This window comes from Mesorhizobium sp. B2-4-7, assembly GCF_006442685.1.
Classification (GTDB): domain Bacteria; phylum Pseudomonadota; class Alphaproteobacteria; order Rhizobiales; family Rhizobiaceae; genus Mesorhizobium.
Genome location: NZ_VFVH01000008.1, coordinates 1 through 15,218 on the forward strand (window position 1 = coordinate 1; position 15,218 = coordinate 15,218).

Sequence of the window (15,218 nt, forward strand, 5' to 3'; positions counted from 1 at the left end):
CGACATGCTCGGCGTGAACCGTGCCTTGTTCGGTGATGACGTTCCAGGTGCCGTCGACCTGCTGCGTCAGTTCGACGACGCGGTTGCGCAGCACGATCTCGGCGCCGAGTTTCTTCGCCGCTTTCGAGTACGCAATCGTCGTGCCGGACGGATCCAGATGGCCTTCGACCGGATCCCACATGGCGCCGACGAAATTCGTCTCGTCCATCAGCGGGAACATCGCCTTGGCCTCGGATGGCGTGATCAGCTCGGTATCCATGCCGAGATAGCGGCCCTTGGCGTGGGCAAGTCGCAGGAAGTCCATGCGCTCGGGCGAGTCGGCCATCATCACGCCGCCGGTCAGGTGCAGCGAACAGGACTGGCCGGAAAGCTCCTCGATCTCCTTATAGAGCTGCACGGTGTAGGCCTGCAGCTTGGCGACGTTGGGATCGCCGTTGAGCGTATGGAAGCCGCCCGCCGCGTGCCAGGACGAGCCGGAGGTGAGCTCCGAGCGCTCGATCAGCATGATGTCTGTCCAGCCGGCCTTTGCCAGGTGATAGAGCACCGAGCAGCCGACGACGCCGCCGCCGATGACAACCGCTTTTACATGGGATTTCATGAAGCTAGGTCCGTTTTTGAAGAGATTGAATCGGGTGAGTGCGGTATGAAAACAAAGCGGAGGTCGGATGCAGCGATGTTTTCGGTCAGCCTGCCGTCGAGCGCGGCAAGGACGGTTTCACAGACGGGAGTACGATGTTTCAGGACGTCATGGCTCGAGAGGCGCAGGATCGAATAGCCTTGGGCGCGCATGAAATCGTCGCGGCGGCGGTCATAGGGACTGTCGGCGTGCTGTGAGTCGTCGATTTCAACGACCAGCCATTTTTCGCGGCAACAGAAGTCGGCGTAGTATGGTCCGATAGAGAACTGGCGTGTGAACTTGTAGCGACCAAGTCTGCGGGCTTTTAGTTCGAGCCAAAGCAGTGCTTCGGCCTGATTGTTGCCTTGCCTGAGTTTCCTGGCTCTCTGGGTTGTAACTGACTTTCGGCGACTGCGGGTTTTACGAGCGGCTTCCCCCACTCCGTCGCTGCTTCGCAGCGCCACCTCTCCCCCCTCCGGAGGGAGAGGAAGGGAGCCAGCCCGGCCAAGCTCACGCCCTTCCTCTCCCCCGTCGATCGGGGGAGAGGTGTCGAGCGCAGCTCGACGGAGTGGGGGTCGACCGTTCATCGAATCCATACGCGTGATCAGTTCATCGAGAACGCAGACGATCAAAAATCGGTCGGCGCGCCGCCTTCGGCGCGGCGCTTCTGGACGAAGGCGTTGAGCTCTTCGCGGATCGCCGGGTCCATGTAAGGCTCCTCATAGGAGGCCAGCCGCTCCTTCCACACCTTGTTGGCCTTTTCGAGCGCCGTCGGCGAGCCGGCTTCCGCCCAGGTCTCGAAATTGCGCCAGTCGGACAGGATCGGCGAGTAGAAGGCGGTCTTGTAGCGGTCCTGCGTGTGCTGTGTGCCGAAGAAGTGGCCGCCGGGGCCGACCGACTGGATGGCGTCGAAGCCAAGCGCCTGTTCGGACAGGTCGAGCGGGGTCAAGAATTCCGCCACCATCTGCAACAGGTCGATGTCGAGGATGGTCTTCTCGTAGGAGCAGCGCAGGCCGCCTTCGAGCCAGCCGGCGGCGTGCATCATCAGATTGCCGCCGCCCTGGATGGCGCCCCACAGCGAGAACACGCTTTCATAGGCGGCCTGTGCGTCGACCGTGTTGGCCGCGCAGGTGTTGGAGGTGCGGTAGGGGATGTTGTAGCGGCGGGCGAGCTGGCCGCCGACGAGCTGCGCCTTCATGTATTCGGGCGTGCCGAAGGCGGGCGCACCCGACTTCATGTCGACGTTGGAGGTGAAGCCGCCATAACCGACCGGCGCGCCCTTCCTGACCATCTGGGCAAACGCGATGCCGGACAACGCCTCGGCGTTCTGCTGCACCAGCGCGCCGGCAATGGTCACCGGCGCCATGGCGCCCGACAGGGTGAACGGCGTGACGATGACGACCTGGCCCTTGCTCGACATCTGGATGATGCCTTCCATCATCGGCACGTCGAGTTTCAGCGGCGAATTGGTGTTGATGATGGTGAAGACGGACGGTTCTTCGAGCAACTGCTCGTGGCTGATGCCGCGCGCGATACGGGTGATCTCGATGCCGTCGACATTTCGTTCCTTGCCGAGCGAATAGATGTGGAACACCTTGTCGGTCAGCGTGGCGAGGTCGCGGATGCATTCGAGGTGGCGGACGGAGGGATGGATGTCGATCGGCTCGACCGGATAGCCGCCCGTGCAGTTCAGTATGTTGTGCATCTGCGCCAGGCGCAGGAAATTGCGATAATCCTGCTGGTTGCCGGGCCGGCGGCCACGATCGATGTCCGAGCAATTGGGCGCCGAGGCCATCATCGAGATGATTAGGTTGTCGCCGCCGAAGCGCACATTGTGCGCGGGGTTGCGGGCATGGATAGTGAATTCAGGTGGGCAGTGCGACACCAGATCGAGGATCATGTCGCTGTCGAAGCGCACGCGCTCGCTACCTTCGCGCACGTCGGCGCCATATTCCTTCATGATGCGGCGGGCTTCGTCATGCAGGACGTCGACACCGATCTCCTTCAGCACCCGCAGCGAGGCCAGGTGGATCGATTCCAGCTCGTCGTCGGAAACCAGCTTGGTCGGCTGGAGCGGGATTTTCAGCTGGCGGAACGGCGGCTGCTCGAACGCGGCCGAGCCGCCTGCGCGTTTTCCGGCGCGGCCGCCGCGGCGGGCACGATCGGTTGCCAATGCCGGTTCGGCGGGTTGAAGGGCGGCGGTCATGAGGGGCCTCGTACGATGCGAAAGTGGGCGGCATAATGGACCGGCGGCTGTCCGGCCATTGCGGAGGCGGCGACCACTAGAGCGAGGGAAGCGACATGCCGGAACGGCAGCTGCGTGGTCCCGAGGCGGGCCCGCGGACAAGGGGGCGCCATTCGTTGCAGTATCGTCTTTTGCTTCTGATAAACTTGTGCGTCGAATATCTCCGGAGGGAGAGCCATGCCTGACGTCGTCAAAGTGCGTGCCGCCACCAACAACGAAGTCGCGTTCCTCTCCTGGGACCTCGACGGGATGATCCCGGGCTGCCTGGGCTTCGAGATCGTTCGCCTCTATCCCGACACCGGCGAGGAGCGTTGCCTGGCTTCCTGGGTGCCCTTCAAGGGACAGCGCAACAAGGATTGGATCCCCCAGGATACCGGCGTCTGGCCGGTGCAGAAGACATTCTGGCGCGATCTCACTGTCCGGCGGCGCCGCGACAGCCTGGATGTCAGGCCAGACGGCGAAATGATCGCCTACCGGGTGCGTCCGGTCGGCGATATGAAGGCCGGGCTCGATCCCGTGCCGGTGCGCCCGGAAAAGACCTATACCGGCCCAGCGCGGCCGCTGGGCTATCTCGGCCGGGGCGCGGTCTGTCCGCCGATCTTCCTCGGCCAGATGTTCGGCAAGGCGCGCGTCGCCTTCACGAATGGCGTGCTGTCGACGCAATGGATGTCGCGCGCGCTGGCCGAGGCCGGCATCAAGCTCGGGCAGCGCGACAAGATCAGGGCTGTGCTGCAGGACCCGACCAGCAAGATACGCGCCTACCTGCATGGCGACGTGCCTGATGTGCTGACCAGCCTGCTGAAGCGGGCCAAGGCCGAAGGCGGCACGGTCAGGCTTGCGCTCTACGAGCTTGGCGACGACGAACTGTGCGACGCAATCATTGCCGCCAAGGATGTCGTGGAGGTCATTCTTTCCAACTCAGGCAGGGATGACCAGACGAAGGCCTGGGACGCTGGCAACGCGCCTTACAGGAAGCGGCTGCACGACGCGGGCGTCGCGGTGACGGATCGCCTGTTCAACAACAACCATATCGGCCACAACAAGTTCGCCGTCTATCGCGATGCCCAGGGCAAGCCGCAATCGGTGATGACGGGCAGCACCAACTGGACCTCGACGGGCATTTGCGGGCAATCCAACAACGCCTTCATCCGCGACGAGCCGGCGATGGCCGAGATATTCGACGCCTACTGGCAGCGCATGAAGGCCGACCTGTTCCCGCCGCCGGCCACGGAAAGCGCCGCCGGCCATGTCGCGCAGACGCAAGGCGTGCCGTTTCGCAGGGAAAACCACAGGCCAAACCCGCTCAACGGCGCCACGGCGGCGCTGGACGGCATGACGGTGTGGTTCTCGCCCAATGATCCCGAGCGCAACAAGAAGGACATCTCGGTGCGGCCGGTCGATCTCGAGGACCTCTTCGCCCGCATCAAGGCAGCCAAGCGCGCCGTGCTGTTCCTGGTGTTCAATCCTTCGCGGCTCGGCGACAATTCGATCGTCGACCAGGCGGTGGCGGCGGCAAGGGCCGATCCGAAGCTGATCGTGCAAGGGGCAATCAGCGATGAGACCGCCATGCCCAACTATGTCGCGCCGACTAAGGATCCGGTCACCCATAAATCAAACAGGGACGGCAAGTCGCCCTTCGTCTATCCGGAGAAGGTCTGGGAGGCGCCGAACGTTTCCATCGTGCGGGCGGCGAACCTGACCGGCGCCACGATCGCCCGCGATTTCCAGGCGGAGGTGCTGACCGTCGGCCATGCCATCGTGCACGACAAGATCGTCATCATCGATCCGATGGAGGACAACGCGACGGTCGTCACCGGCAGCCACAACCTCGGCTACAAGGCTTCCTACGAGAATGACGAGAACATGGTGATCGTCGAAGGCGACAAGACCTTCGCCGCGGCCTATGCCGTGCATATGCTCGACGTGTTCGACCACTACAAGTTCCGCGCCTGGCGCAGGACCATCGGCAAAGGCCCTTCGGATGACGATGGGCTCTCCATCGACGACAAGTGGCTGAAGCCTTACGCGCAAGGCAGGAAAGGCGCGATCGCACGGTATTTTCCATAGTGCTGCCGGCAGGTGCTGACGGCTTTTGACGCGAGCCTTCCGGTGCACGGCGCCGGCCGTTGGCGCAAGCGGATTTCGCTGTCCGGCCCTTCCTTTCCCGGGATCGAACCGGTAGCTGATGGCTTGCCGATCCGCAGGTCGGCGATTCACTCATGGAACGGCAGCATGGTCGCGACCGGCTCGAGCCAAGGCGAAGCGGCAACGCAGTGGGCAGCGCTCGCCGGCGTCACCGCGGCGCTGGCGATGTTCGGCGCCGCGCAAGGGCTGAGCTCGCCGCTGTTCACGCTGCTGATGCAGAAGCAAGGCATGTCGCCGGGCCTGATCGGCCTGTCGGCGGCGATGATGCCGGTTGGCTTGATCCTGTCTGCCTCGTTCGTGCCCGCCGCCGTGCGGCTGGTCGGCGCCCGCACGCTCGCCGTCGGCTGCTCGCTGATCGGTGCGCTGTGCTTCCTGGGCATCGGCTATCTGCAGGATTGGGTGGCGTGGTTCGTCCTCCGTTTCATCATCGGCGTGGTCATCAACCCGCTCTATATCCTCGGGGAGGTGTGGGCGCTGTCGCTGGCGCCGCCGGCGCGACGCGGCCGGGTGATGGGCGTGTTCAACACGCTGATGGGGGCCGGCTACTCGGCCGGGCCTTTCACACTGACCCTGCTCGGCACGTCGGGCTGGGCTCCCTTCAGCGTCGGCATTGGTGGTTTCGTGCTCTGCGCCGTTATTCTGCGCCTTGTCTCCTCAAAGCTCCCCGGTTTCGAGGATGACGGCCAGCCAGCCGGCAGCTTTATCGGTTTTGCCCGGCTGGCGCCGGCGCTGCTGCTGGCGGTGCTGGTCTCGGCAGCGGTCCAGCAAAGCACCTATGCGCTGGTTCCGGTCTTCGGCGCCGGCTATGGCTTGCCGGAAGCCGTGCTCGCCGCTCTGGTGATGGCGTTATCCCTGGGCAATATCCTGCTGCAGATCCCGCTCGGCCTGCTCGCCGAACGCTTCGGCGGCCGCCCCATGATCCTGGCCTGTGCGGTGGCGACCACCGTTTGCGCGCTTCTGCTGCCGCTGCTGATCACGACGCCGCTGATCTGGGCGGTGCTGCTGGTGATGGGAGCGGTCGGCTATGGCGTCTACACGATGGCGTTGGTGGAACTCGGCAGCCGGTTCAAGGGCTCGCTGCTGGTCACCGGCAACGCCGCTTTCGCCTTGTTGTGGGGCGTTGGCGGCATTGTCGGTCCGCCCAGCGCCGGTCTGCTGATGCAGGCGATCGGGCCTTTGGGATTGCCGGCGGTGATCGTCGGCCTGGACGCGCTGCTGGTCGCCTTCGTGCTCTACAGATCGGCCAGCCGCAGAGGCTCCTGACAGGGTTTGGCCGGAACAAGCGTGGGTTCGGGCTTTGGGGCTTACGGCTATCGGGTCGAAACGCTAAGCCTGCAGCCGAGAGGCGATGTGGATCATGGACCGGGTGGAACCGAAGCGCGACGAGACGATGCAGTGGGCAGCGATCATCGGTGTGATCGCGACCGTGTCGGTGTTCGCCATCGCGCAGGGACTGTCCTATCCGCTCTTGAGCTTCATCCTGCAGCGGCAGGGCGTTTCGCCTGTCATGATCGGCCTGTCGGCGGCGATGACGCCGATTGGCTTCATCGTCTCGTCGCCGCTCATCCCGTCACTGGCGCGGCGGTTCGGGGCAGGGCGCACGGCGCTGACCTGCGCGGCGCTTTCGGCGGTCGTGCTGGCGCTGATCGGCTGGACACAGAACGTCTATCTCTGGTTTCCGCTGCGGTTCCTGATCGGCGCGGTGACCAATCCGCTCTATGTCTTAAGCGAAATCTGGGTGATCGCGCTGGCGCCGCCGGCCCGGCGCGGCCGCATCATGGGCGTCTATTCCACGATCATCTCGGCCGGCTTCGCCGCCGGGCCGCTTTGCCTGCTGGCCGTCGGTACGGAGGGCTGGCCGCCATTCCTGGTCGGCATTTCCGCTTTCATCTTCTGCGGCGGGTGCCTCGCCCTGGTGGTCGGGCGCCTGCCTAAGGTCGACGAAGCCGGGCATCGGCTTTCGGTGATGGGCTTCATGCCGCTCGCCTGGCTGCTTTTGTCGGCAGTAATCGTGGCTGCCGGCTTCGAGCAGGCGGTGTTGGCGCTGTTGCCCGTCTACGGCACGCATTACGGCATCGCCGAGAACCGCATGTCGGCCCTGCTGTCGACGATGATCGCCGGCAACATCGCCATGCAGGTGCCGCTCGGCCTGCTGGCCGAGCGGCTGACGGCGCGCCTGGTGCGGTTCATCTGCCTGGTGCTGACGCTGCTCGGCTGTCTGCTGCTGCCGTTATTGATCGAAACGCCGCTGGTCTGGCCGATGATCTTCGTCTGGGGCGCGGTGTCCTACGGCATTTATACGATGGCGATCATCGAACTCGGCGAGCGTTTCAGCGGCTCGGCGCTAATTGCCGGCAATGCCGCTTTCTCCCTGATGTGGGGCGTCGGCGGCATCCTCGTCCCGCCGCTTGCGGGCGGCGTGATGGACGGGATCGGCGCGAGCGGCCTGCCGGTGACGCTCGGCGCGATCTGCCTGGCGCTGGCGGCTGCGACCGTCATCCGGCGGCGGATCGTGTGACGGCCTGAAGCGATCTGCCGCGATGACGCGGCTTCAACACCTTGAATCCGGCGCCCTTTGACGCGATGTAGGCAGGGCCGCCCCCCGATTTCCCGGAGACCCCCATGACCATTTCGACGACAAAGCCTGGCTTGGCGACCGATGATCCCTTTCTTTGGCTGGAGGAAAGGACGAGCAAGGAGGCGCTCGACTGGGTACATCGCCAGAACGAAGTCACGGTGGCGCAATTGCAGGGCGATCCGTCCTACCAGGCGTCGTTCGAAACCGCGCTCGATCTGATGACCGCCGAGGACAACATAGCCGTCGGCTCCGCGCTCAACGGCTACGTCTATAATTTCTGGCAAGACAAGACCAATGTGTTGGGCCTGTGGCGCCGCACGACGGTGGCTTCCTACAAGACCGACAGACCGGACTGGGAAACCATCATCGACTTCGACCAGCTCGCGGCGAAGGAGGGAGTGAAATGGGTGTTCGGCGGCGCCAGCCGGCTCTACCCCGATTTCAACCGCTGCCTGGTTTCGATGTCGCCTGATGGCGGCGACGCCAGCGAGATGCGCGAATTCGACATCGCCGCCAAATCGTTCGTCGAGGACGGTTTTCGCGCGCCCGCTTCCAAGTCCGGCTTCGGCTGGCTCGACAAGGATACGGTGATCGTCTCGGCAGCCTTCGAAGAGGCCGACAAGACCGAATCCGGCTACCCGCGCGTCGTCAAATTGTGGACGCGCGGCACGGACCTTGAAGACGCGACGCCGATCTTCGAAGCGCAGAAGGAAGACCTCGCCGTCGGCGCCGGCCTGGAGTTCGATGGCGAGAAGCGGCATTTGTTTCTAACGCGGACGCTCAACTTCTTTGCATCGCACAGTTTCCTGCGTCTCCCGTCAGGTGAAAACAGACGCATTCCGTTGCCTGACGACGTTACCGACACGGCGCTCTTCAAGGACCAGATGGTGTTTGGCGTGCGTACGCCTTGGACGGCGCCGGATGGAACGGCCTGCCGGCCGGACGGGCTCTATTCGTTCGATTTCGCTCATTGGATCGAGACCGGCAGTTTCGGCGCCATCGAGACCTTGCTCGCGCCGGCGCATCGCGTGTCCATCGCCGCTCTCGCCAGGACGCAGGACCACCTGTTCATCAGCCTGATGGACAATGTGCGCGGCAAGGTTGTGGCCTGCGAACGCAGGGACAGCGCCTGGTCGCTGAAACCGGTCGCATTGCCGGAAAACGGCACGGTAGGCATCAGCCATGCCGAACATTTCGGCGCCAGCGTCTCCTTCTCTTTCACCGATTTCCTGACGCCGAGCTCGATCATCTGGTCCGACGACAATGGCGAGACGCTCGCCACAGTGAAGTCGCAGCCGTCGCGATTCGATGCTTCGCAGCTCGTCTCGGAACAGTTCGAGGCGCGCTCGAAGGACGGCACGATGATTCCCTATTTCGTCGTCAGGCGGCGTGACCAGAAGGGCCCGGTGCCGACGCTGCTCTACGGCTATGGCGGCTTCGAAGTGCCTTTGCTGCCTGGCTATGCCGGCGTGCGCGGCAGGCTGTGGCTGGAGAAGGGCAATGCCTATGTGCAGGCCTGCATCCGCGGCGGGGGCGAGTTCGGCCCGGCCTGGCACCAGGCAGCGCTCAAGGCCAACCGGCAGAACGCCTTCGACGATTTCGCGGCGGTCGCGCAGGATGTCGTCAGGCGCGGCATTGCGACAGCCGCCTCGCTCGGCATCCAGGGCGGCTCGAATGGCGGCTTGCTGACGGGCGTCTCGCTGACGCAGCATCCTGAGCTGTTCGGCGCCGTTATCATCGAGGTGCCGCTGCTCGACATGCTGCGCTACACCGAATTGCCGCCCGGCGCGTCGTGGATGGCCGAATATGGCGATCCGTCCAAGCCGGAAGATGCGACCTGGCTTGCCGCCTACTCGCCTTACCAGCATGTCGAGGCCGGTGCCTATCCGCCGGTGCTGCTCACCACCTCGACCGCCGACGACCGGGTGCATCCCGGCCATGCGCGCAAGATGGCCGCCCGCCTGCAGGAGGCCGGCCACGCCGGGACGCTCTTCTTCGAAGAGACCGAGGGCGGCCATGGCGGCCGCGGCGACCGCCGGCCGCAGGCGGCACAGGCCGCGATGAAGTACGTTTTCCTGCAGAGGACGCTGGGCGGGAAGGGCTGAACCGGAAGCCTTCGGACCGGAGCGAAGGGTGGTTCACCTCGAACCTTCTTTGCTCTAAGGTGCCTTCATGGCTCCCGTGGTGACATTGGCCGGCCTTTTCGGGGTTCGGGCATTTGGGGGCGCGGTGACGCCGTCGCTGCGCACGTTGCGCGCCGAGCTTTTGCGGCTTTGCGCCCGCATAGGCTATTCGCCACCCGCTATCCTCTGAAGAATCCGCCCCGGCGCAGCCGGATTGGTTCCAGAGGAAGATCAGATCCATGACCTATCAAAATTATTCGCTGAAGCAGCTTCAGCAGATCGATGCCGCGCATCATCTGCACCCGTTCACCGACCATAGGGAACTGCGCGAGGCCGGATCGCGCATCATCACCCACGCCAACGGTCCCTTCATCTACGATTCCGAAGGGAACGAACTTCTCGACGGCATGGCGGGGCTGTGGTGCGTCAATATCGGCTATGGCCGCGACGAGCTCGCGGAGGCAGCCTATGCGCAGATGAAGGAGCTGCCTTACTACAATTCCTTCTTCAAATGCTCGACACCGACGCCTGTGCTTCTGTCGAAGAAGCTGGCGGAGATCGCGCCGAAGACCATCAACCAGGTGTTCTATGGTTCTTCCGGTTCGGAAGCCAACGACACCGCGCTCAGGCTCGTGCGCCACTATTGGGTGCTCGAAGGCAAGCCGCAGAAGAACCGCGTCATCTCGCGCAAGATGGCCTATCACGGCTCGACCATCGCCGGCACGTCGCTCGGCGGCATGGACGCCATGCACAAGCAGCTCAACGGAGAGGTGCCCAACATCGTCCATGTGATGACGCCGTACGCCTATGAGCTGTCGCTGCCGGGCGAGAGCGATCATGATTTCGGCCTGCGCGCGGCAAAGGCGGTCGAGGACGCCATCCTCGAAGCCGGCGCCGACAAGGTCGCCGCCTTCATTGGCGAGCCGGTGATGGGAGCTGGCGGCGTGAAGATACCGCCGGCAAGCTATTGGCCCGAGGTACAGCGCATCTGCCGCAAATACGATGTGCTGCTGATGCTGGACGAGGTCATCACCGGCTATGGCCGCACGGGCGAATGGTTTGCCGCGCAGACGCTTGGCATCCAGGCCGACACCATCACCACCGCCAAGGCGCTGACGTCGGGCTACCAGCCGCTGTCGGCGCTGCTGGTCGGCGATCGCATTGCCTCGACGCTGATCGAGAAGGGCGGCGAGTTCAATCACGGTTATACCTATTCCGGCCACCCCGTGGCTTGCGCCGTGGCGCTGAAGAACCTGGAGATCATGGAGCGGGAGGGTCTGGTCGACCGCGTCAGGAGCGACACCGGGCCCTATTTCGCCAAGGCGCTGCAAGAGCGCATCGCCGGGCACGAGCTGGTCGGCGAGGTGCGTTCGATCGGGCTGATGGGTGCGATCGAGATCGTCAAGGACAAGGCGACCAAGGAGCGGTTCCTGCCGGCTGGAAGTGCCGCGGTGACCGTGCGCGACCATGCGATCGCCAACGGCATGATGCTGCGCGCCACCGGCGACACGATGATCCTCTCACCGCCGCTGATCTGGACCCGCGACACGATTGATATGGCCTGCGAGCGTATCGGCAAGGCGCTCGACCTGGCGCAAGCGGATCTGCGCAAACGGTAAAAGAAATGGCCGGGCGTTCGTGATCGAGACGCCCGGCCGTCGATGACCCAATGCCGATACCAGGCGCACCGAGGGTTCCGGTCGCCGGCGCTATCGGTTACAACCCGCCAAGGCAGTTTTGCCGACGGGGGACGCGATGGCCGGACAACCGCTCAACCAGCCCGCCGAAATCCCGGCTGAGCTCGATCGCTGGAATTGGGGCGCCTTCTTCCTCAACTGGATCTGGGGCATCGGCAACTCCACCTTCATCGCCCTGCTGGCGCTGATCCCGATCGTCAACATCGTCATGATCTTCGTGCTCGGCGCGCGCGGCAGCCGCTGGGCATGGCGGAACCGGGCGTGGCGCGATGCCGAGCAGTTCCGCAGAACGCAGCGCAACTGGGCGATCGCCGGTCTTGCCGTCTGGGTGCTCAGTATCGGGGGCTGCGCGACGATGGTCGGCGGCATCCCTTTCATGATCAAGAACAGTGACGCCTATCGCATGACCATGGAGGTCATCCGCGCCGATACCCGGGTGAAAGCCGCCATCGGCGACGACGTGACCGCCAATTTCTGGGTCGGCGGCCATCTCAACGTCAACGCAAACGGGACGGGTGACGCGCAGTTCAGCATTCCCATCCACGGCACCAAGGGAAAGGGCACGGTGTTTTCGCATCTTGTTCGCAATGCAGGCACGTGGAGCATGCGCCTGCTCGTGGTCCGGGTCGATGGCGCCGATGCCCCGATCGTGCTGACCAATGAAGATCACGTGCCGATCCCGAACGCGGCAATCGGAATATGAGGGATGTCGGATCCTGGAACGCAAAAACCGCGCCCCACCGGGAACGCGGCTTTGCCAGATACGCTTGGCGTTTCGCTACGCAAACACTTGGCGAAACTTACGGGCTCCGGCACGCGAGACCTGATCCGGAGCGCCGGGCGGACGCGATATCCGCCTCGCAGTCCGTTTTATAGGGACATCGTTACCGCGGAGTTATCGAGAGCTTAAGCAAACCTAAATTTTGCGGTTCTCCGGCGGGGCGTACGAAAGAAAGACGAGCTTTATCAATCGCTTATTGATTGACGCCGCGCAGAAAATTTATGATCCCGGAAAAATCGGCGCCGGCGTTCCCTTGCGCGTTGAACAGGCCGTAGAGCTGTGTCGCTTCGGCGCCAAGCGGTGTCACCGCGCCCGCGGCTTGTGCGGCTTCCTGCGACAGCTTCAAATCCTTCAGCATGAGTGCGGCGGCGAAGCCGGGCTTGTAGTCGCGGTTGGCGGGCGAGGTCGGCACCGGGCCGGGCACCGGGCAATAGGTGGTCAGCGACCAGCACTGGCCTGAAGAGGTTGAGGCAACGTCGAACAGGGCCTGGTGCGCCAGGCCGAGCTTTTCGGCCAGCACGAAGGCCTCGGCGACGCCGATCATCGAAATGCCGAGAATCATGTTGTTGCAGATCTTGGCCGCCTGGCCGGCGCCGTCGCCGCCGCAATGGACGATGCGCCCGGCCATGGGCTTCAGGATCGGCTCGGCGGCGGCGAAGGCGTCGTCCGAGCCGCCGGCCATGAAAGTCAGCGTGCCGGCGGCGGCACCGCCGGTGCCGCCCGAGACCGGCGCATCAACCGACAGCAGGCCGTGCTTTGCGGCGATGGCATGCGCCTTGCGCGCCGATTCGACGTCGATGGTCGAGGAATCGATGAAAAGCGCGCCCTTCTTTGCCTTGGACGCGATCTCTTCGTAGACCGACAGGACATGCTTGCCGGCGGGCAGCATGGTGATGACAACATCCGCATCTTTCACTGCGGTCAAGGCATTGGCCATGATCGTAACGCCATGTTCTTTGGCGACGGTGAGGTTTTCGGACATTAGGTCGTAGCCGTGCACGGCATACCCCGCTTTGACCAGGTTCGCCGCCATTGGATTGCCCATATTCCCAAGGCCGATGAAGGCGATTGTGGTCATTGTGTCTCTCCCGGAGTTTGCACGCTTCAGCGACCGATCAACGCACGGGCGATGATGACGCGCATGATCTCGTTGGTGCCTTCGAGAATCTGATGCACACGCAGGTCGCGCACCAGTTTCTCGATGCCGTAATCGTGCAGGTAACCATAGCCGCCGAGCAGCTGCAGCGCATCGTTGGCGACGTTGAAACCGGTGTCGGTGACGAAGCGCTTGGCCATTGCCGACCATTTCGAGGCATCCGGTGCCTTGCGGTCGAGCTTGGAAGCGGCGGCATAAAGAAAGATGCGCGCCGCCTGCAACTCGGTTTCCATATCGGCCAGCCGGAACTGCAGCGCCTGGAACTGGTTGATCCTGGAGCCGAATGCCTTGCGCTCGGCCGTGTAGGACAGCGCCTTGTCGAGCGCCGACTGGGCCCCGCCAACCGAACAGGCGGCGATGTTCAGCCGGCCGCCATCGAGCCCGGCCATGGCGATGCCGAAGCCGGCGCCTTCGCCTGACAAAAGGTTTTCGGCCGGCACCTTGCAATCCTCGAAGATGACCTGGCGGGTCGACTGCATATGCCAGCCCATCTTGTGCTCATTGGCGCCGAAGGAGAGTCCCGGCGCATCTTTCGGCACGACGATGGTGGAAATGCCTTTCGGTCCCTCGGCGCCGGTGCGCACCATGACGGCATAGATATCGCTGTCGCCGGCGCCGGAGATGAACTGCTTGGCGCCGTTCAGCACGTAGTCGCCGCCGCTCTTCACCGCCCGCGTCTTCAGGGCAGCGGCGTCCGAGCCGGAACCCGGCTCGGTCAGGCAATAGCTCGCCAGCCATTCCATGGAGGTGAGCTTCGGCAGGAAGCGCTGGCGCTGGCCGTCGTCGCCGAAACGATCGATCATCGAGGCCACCATATTGTGGATCGAGATGAAGGAGGAAAAGGCCGGGTCGGCGTGGGACAGCGCTTCGAAGATCAGCACGGCGTCGAGCCGGCCGAGCGCGGAGCCGCCGACATCGTCCCTGACATAGATGCCGCCGAGGCCCAGCGGGCCAGTCTCGCGGATCACGTCGGCGGGGAAATGCTTATTGCGGTCCCAGTCTAGCGCATTCGGCGCGACGCGATCGGCGGCGAAGGCCTGAGCCATCTCCTGGATGGCGCGCTGGTCCTCGTTGAGTTCGAACTGACTGGTGCTCGCATCGACCGCGGCGTCCATGGCGTGCTCCCTATATGCTGGCCAGCTGGCTCGCTGGCCTGTCGTTTTTGGCTTTGCGCGCGCACCAATCTAGACCAATGATGCCGCCGCGCAACCCGAGCCGCCGCGGAGCGGCTGTGCGTCAATGCATGTCCGGAGCAAGATGTGACGACAAAATTCGATGAGCTGCTAGAGCGGTTCCACGCCTATCTCGCTTCCGTGGATGACTTCCTGGTGCAGGATGCGGTGGCGCGCATAGGGTGGGATATGCCCGCCCGCGAGCTTGAACCGCACCCACTCGGCTGCCTGCGCCATCTCGATCGCGCCGCCGAATTGACGCCGGCGCGGACCAAGCAGCTGGTGCAATTTCTGGCGCAGGAGCGCGGCGAATTGCGCTGGGGCCAGACCTACGGCGAGTCGGATTTCGGCAAGGCGTTCATCGACAATTATGGCTGGCTCGAAGTATTCGGCACCCGCGGCCACTTCGCCAACGACGAGGTCGCCGCCGGCGTGCTGATCCTTGGGCCTGATATCGTCTATCCCGACCACCATCATGTCGCCGAGGAGATCTATATCCCGCTGACCGGCGGCACCGAGTGGCGCATGGGCGAGGACAGCTTTCACAAGCGAGAGGCCGGCGAGGTCATCCACCACGCTTCTAAGGTCAATCACGCCATGCGCACCGGCAAGGAGCCGTTGCTGGCGCTCTATATCTGGCGCGGCGGGCCGCTGGCGCAGAAATCCACGATCACCGGGACCGCGACGCAGGGCAGGGGCTGAGCC

At 64.0% G+C, this 15,218-nt stretch carries 13 protein-coding genes; 8 read left to right on the forward strand and 5 right to left on the reverse strand.

The window, feature by feature from the left end; translation table 11 throughout:
• The 3 genes from FJ946_RS20515 to FJ946_RS20525 form a co-directional block, all read right to left on the reverse strand.
• On the reverse strand, positions 1 to 598 hold a 598-nt coding region (locus FJ946_RS20515), incomplete at its 3' end, for an FAD-binding oxidoreductase (RefSeq protein WP_140732260.1).
• Positions 595 to 1,080 carry an endonuclease domain-containing protein gene (locus FJ946_RS20520; RefSeq protein WP_140564144.1) on the reverse strand — a complete coding sequence of 162 codons (486 nt, stop codon included), beginning with the start codon at positions 1,078 to 1,080 and terminating at the stop codon, positions 595 to 597. The genes FJ946_RS20520 and FJ946_RS20515, both read right to left, overlap by 4 nt.
• Before the next feature lie 164 nt (positions 1,081 to 1,244).
• Positions 1,245 to 2,822, reverse strand: coding sequence for a trimethylamine methyltransferase family protein (locus tag FJ946_RS20525; RefSeq protein ID WP_140564143.1), 1,578 nt, complete (start codon positions 2,820 to 2,822; stop codon positions 1,245 to 1,247).
• 216 nt (positions 2,823 to 3,038) lie between these two features.
• Between FJ946_RS20525 and FJ946_RS20530 the strand changes: the two genes are divergently transcribed.
• From FJ946_RS20530 to FJ946_RS20560, 7 genes are all read left to right on the forward strand, one after another.
• The gene (locus FJ946_RS20530; protein ID WP_140564142.1) at positions 3,039 to 4,928 is read left to right on the forward strand and encodes a phospholipase D-like domain-containing protein; all 1,890 of its coding nucleotides are present in this window, start codon (positions 3,039 to 3,041) and stop codon (positions 4,926 to 4,928) included.
• Positions 4,929 to 5,093: 165 nt separating this feature from the next.
• Positions 5,094 to 6,269 carry an MFS transporter gene (locus FJ946_RS20535; RefSeq protein ID WP_140564141.1) on the forward strand — a complete coding sequence of 392 codons (1,176 nt, stop codon included), beginning with the start codon at positions 5,094 to 5,096 and terminating at the stop codon, positions 6,267 to 6,269.
• Positions 6,270 to 6,363: 94 nt separating this feature from the next.
• Positions 6,364 to 7,524, forward strand: a complete 1,161-nt coding sequence (locus FJ946_RS20540; protein ID WP_140564140.1) for an MFS transporter — start codon at positions 6,364 to 6,366, stop codon at positions 7,522 to 7,524.
• Positions 7,525 to 7,628: 104 nt separating this feature from the next.
• Positions 7,629 to 9,689, forward strand: coding sequence for a prolyl oligopeptidase family protein (locus tag FJ946_RS20545; RefSeq protein ID WP_140564139.1), 2,061 nt, complete (start codon positions 7,629 to 7,631; stop codon positions 9,687 to 9,689).
• A gap of 67 nt (positions 9,690 to 9,756) precedes the next feature.
• Entirely contained in the window at positions 9,757 to 9,897 is a 141-nt protein-coding gene (locus tag FJ946_RS20550; protein WP_140495676.1) for a capsid protein, read from the forward strand.
• 49 nt (positions 9,898 to 9,946) lie between these two features.
• Positions 9,947 to 11,326: an aspartate aminotransferase family protein gene (locus FJ946_RS20555; RefSeq protein ID WP_140564138.1), complete on the forward strand. Its 1,380-nt coding sequence runs from the start codon at positions 9,947 to 9,949 to the stop codon at positions 11,324 to 11,326.
• A 136-nt stretch (positions 11,327 to 11,462) separates the two neighbouring features.
• Complete coding sequence (locus FJ946_RS20560) at positions 11,463 to 12,107, forward strand: cytochrome c oxidase assembly factor Coa1 family protein (RefSeq protein ID WP_140564137.1); 645 nt, start codon at positions 11,463 to 11,465, stop codon at positions 12,105 to 12,107.
• A 271-nt stretch (positions 12,108 to 12,378) separates the two neighbouring features.
• Here FJ946_RS20560 and mmsB read toward each other — a convergent pair whose 3' ends face one another.
• Together mmsB and FJ946_RS20570 are read right to left on the reverse strand one after the other, a co-directional pair.
• Entirely contained in the window at positions 12,379 to 13,263 is an 885-nt protein-coding gene (mmsB, locus tag FJ946_RS20565; protein ID WP_140564136.1) for a 3-hydroxyisobutyrate dehydrogenase, read from the reverse strand.
• Between the two features lie 26 nt (positions 13,264 to 13,289).
• Positions 13,290 to 14,456 (reverse strand): isobutyryl-CoA dehydrogenase, encoded by a 1,167-nt coding sequence (locus tag FJ946_RS20570; RefSeq protein ID WP_140564135.1) that lies wholly within the window; start codon positions 14,454 to 14,456, stop codon positions 13,290 to 13,292.
• Positions 14,457 to 14,600: 144 nt separating this feature from the next.
• Here FJ946_RS20570 and FJ946_RS20575 point away from each other — a divergent pair, with 144 nt between their 5' ends.
• Positions 14,601 to 15,215, forward strand: coding sequence for a dimethylsulfonioproprionate lyase family protein (locus tag FJ946_RS20575; protein WP_140517255.1), 615 nt, complete (start codon positions 14,601 to 14,603; stop codon positions 15,213 to 15,215).
• The last annotated feature ends 3 nt before the right edge of the window (positions 15,216 to 15,218 follow it).

What these genes read in the sequence shown, in the direction of transcription:
- mmsB (WP_140564136.1), bottom strand. Translation starts at nt 13,263, where the DNA reads ATGACCACAATCGCCTTCATCGGCCTTGGGAATATGGGCAATCCAATG.
- FJ946_RS20525 (WP_140564143.1), bottom strand. Translation starts at nt 2,822, where the DNA reads ATGACCGCCGCCCTTCAACCCGCCGAACCGGCATTGGCAACCGATCGT.
- FJ946_RS20550 (WP_140495676.1), top strand. Translation starts at nt 9,757, where the DNA reads ATGGCTCCCGTGGTGACATTGGCCGGCCTTTTCGGGGTTCGGGCATTT.
- FJ946_RS20560 (WP_140564137.1), top strand. Translation starts at nt 11,463, where the DNA reads ATGGCCGGACAACCGCTCAACCAGCCCGCCGAAATCCCGGCTGAGCTC.
- FJ946_RS20540 (WP_140564140.1), top strand. Translation starts at nt 6,364, where the DNA reads ATGGACCGGGTGGAACCGAAGCGCGACGAGACGATGCAGTGGGCAGCG.
- FJ946_RS20530 (WP_140564142.1), top strand. Translation starts at nt 3,039, where the DNA reads ATGCCTGACGTCGTCAAAGTGCGTGCCGCCACCAACAACGAAGTCGCG.
- FJ946_RS20545 (WP_140564139.1), top strand. Translation starts at nt 7,629, where the DNA reads ATGACCATTTCGACGACAAAGCCTGGCTTGGCGACCGATGATCCCTTT.
- FJ946_RS20555 (WP_140564138.1), top strand. Translation starts at nt 9,947, where the DNA reads ATGACCTATCAAAATTATTCGCTGAAGCAGCTTCAGCAGATCGATGCC.
- FJ946_RS20570 (WP_140564135.1), bottom strand. Translation starts at nt 14,456, where the DNA reads ATGGACGCCGCGGTCGATGCGAGCACCAGTCAGTTCGAACTCAACGAG.
- FJ946_RS20535 (WP_140564141.1), top strand. Translation starts at nt 5,094, where the DNA reads ATGGTCGCGACCGGCTCGAGCCAAGGCGAAGCGGCAACGCAGTGGGCA.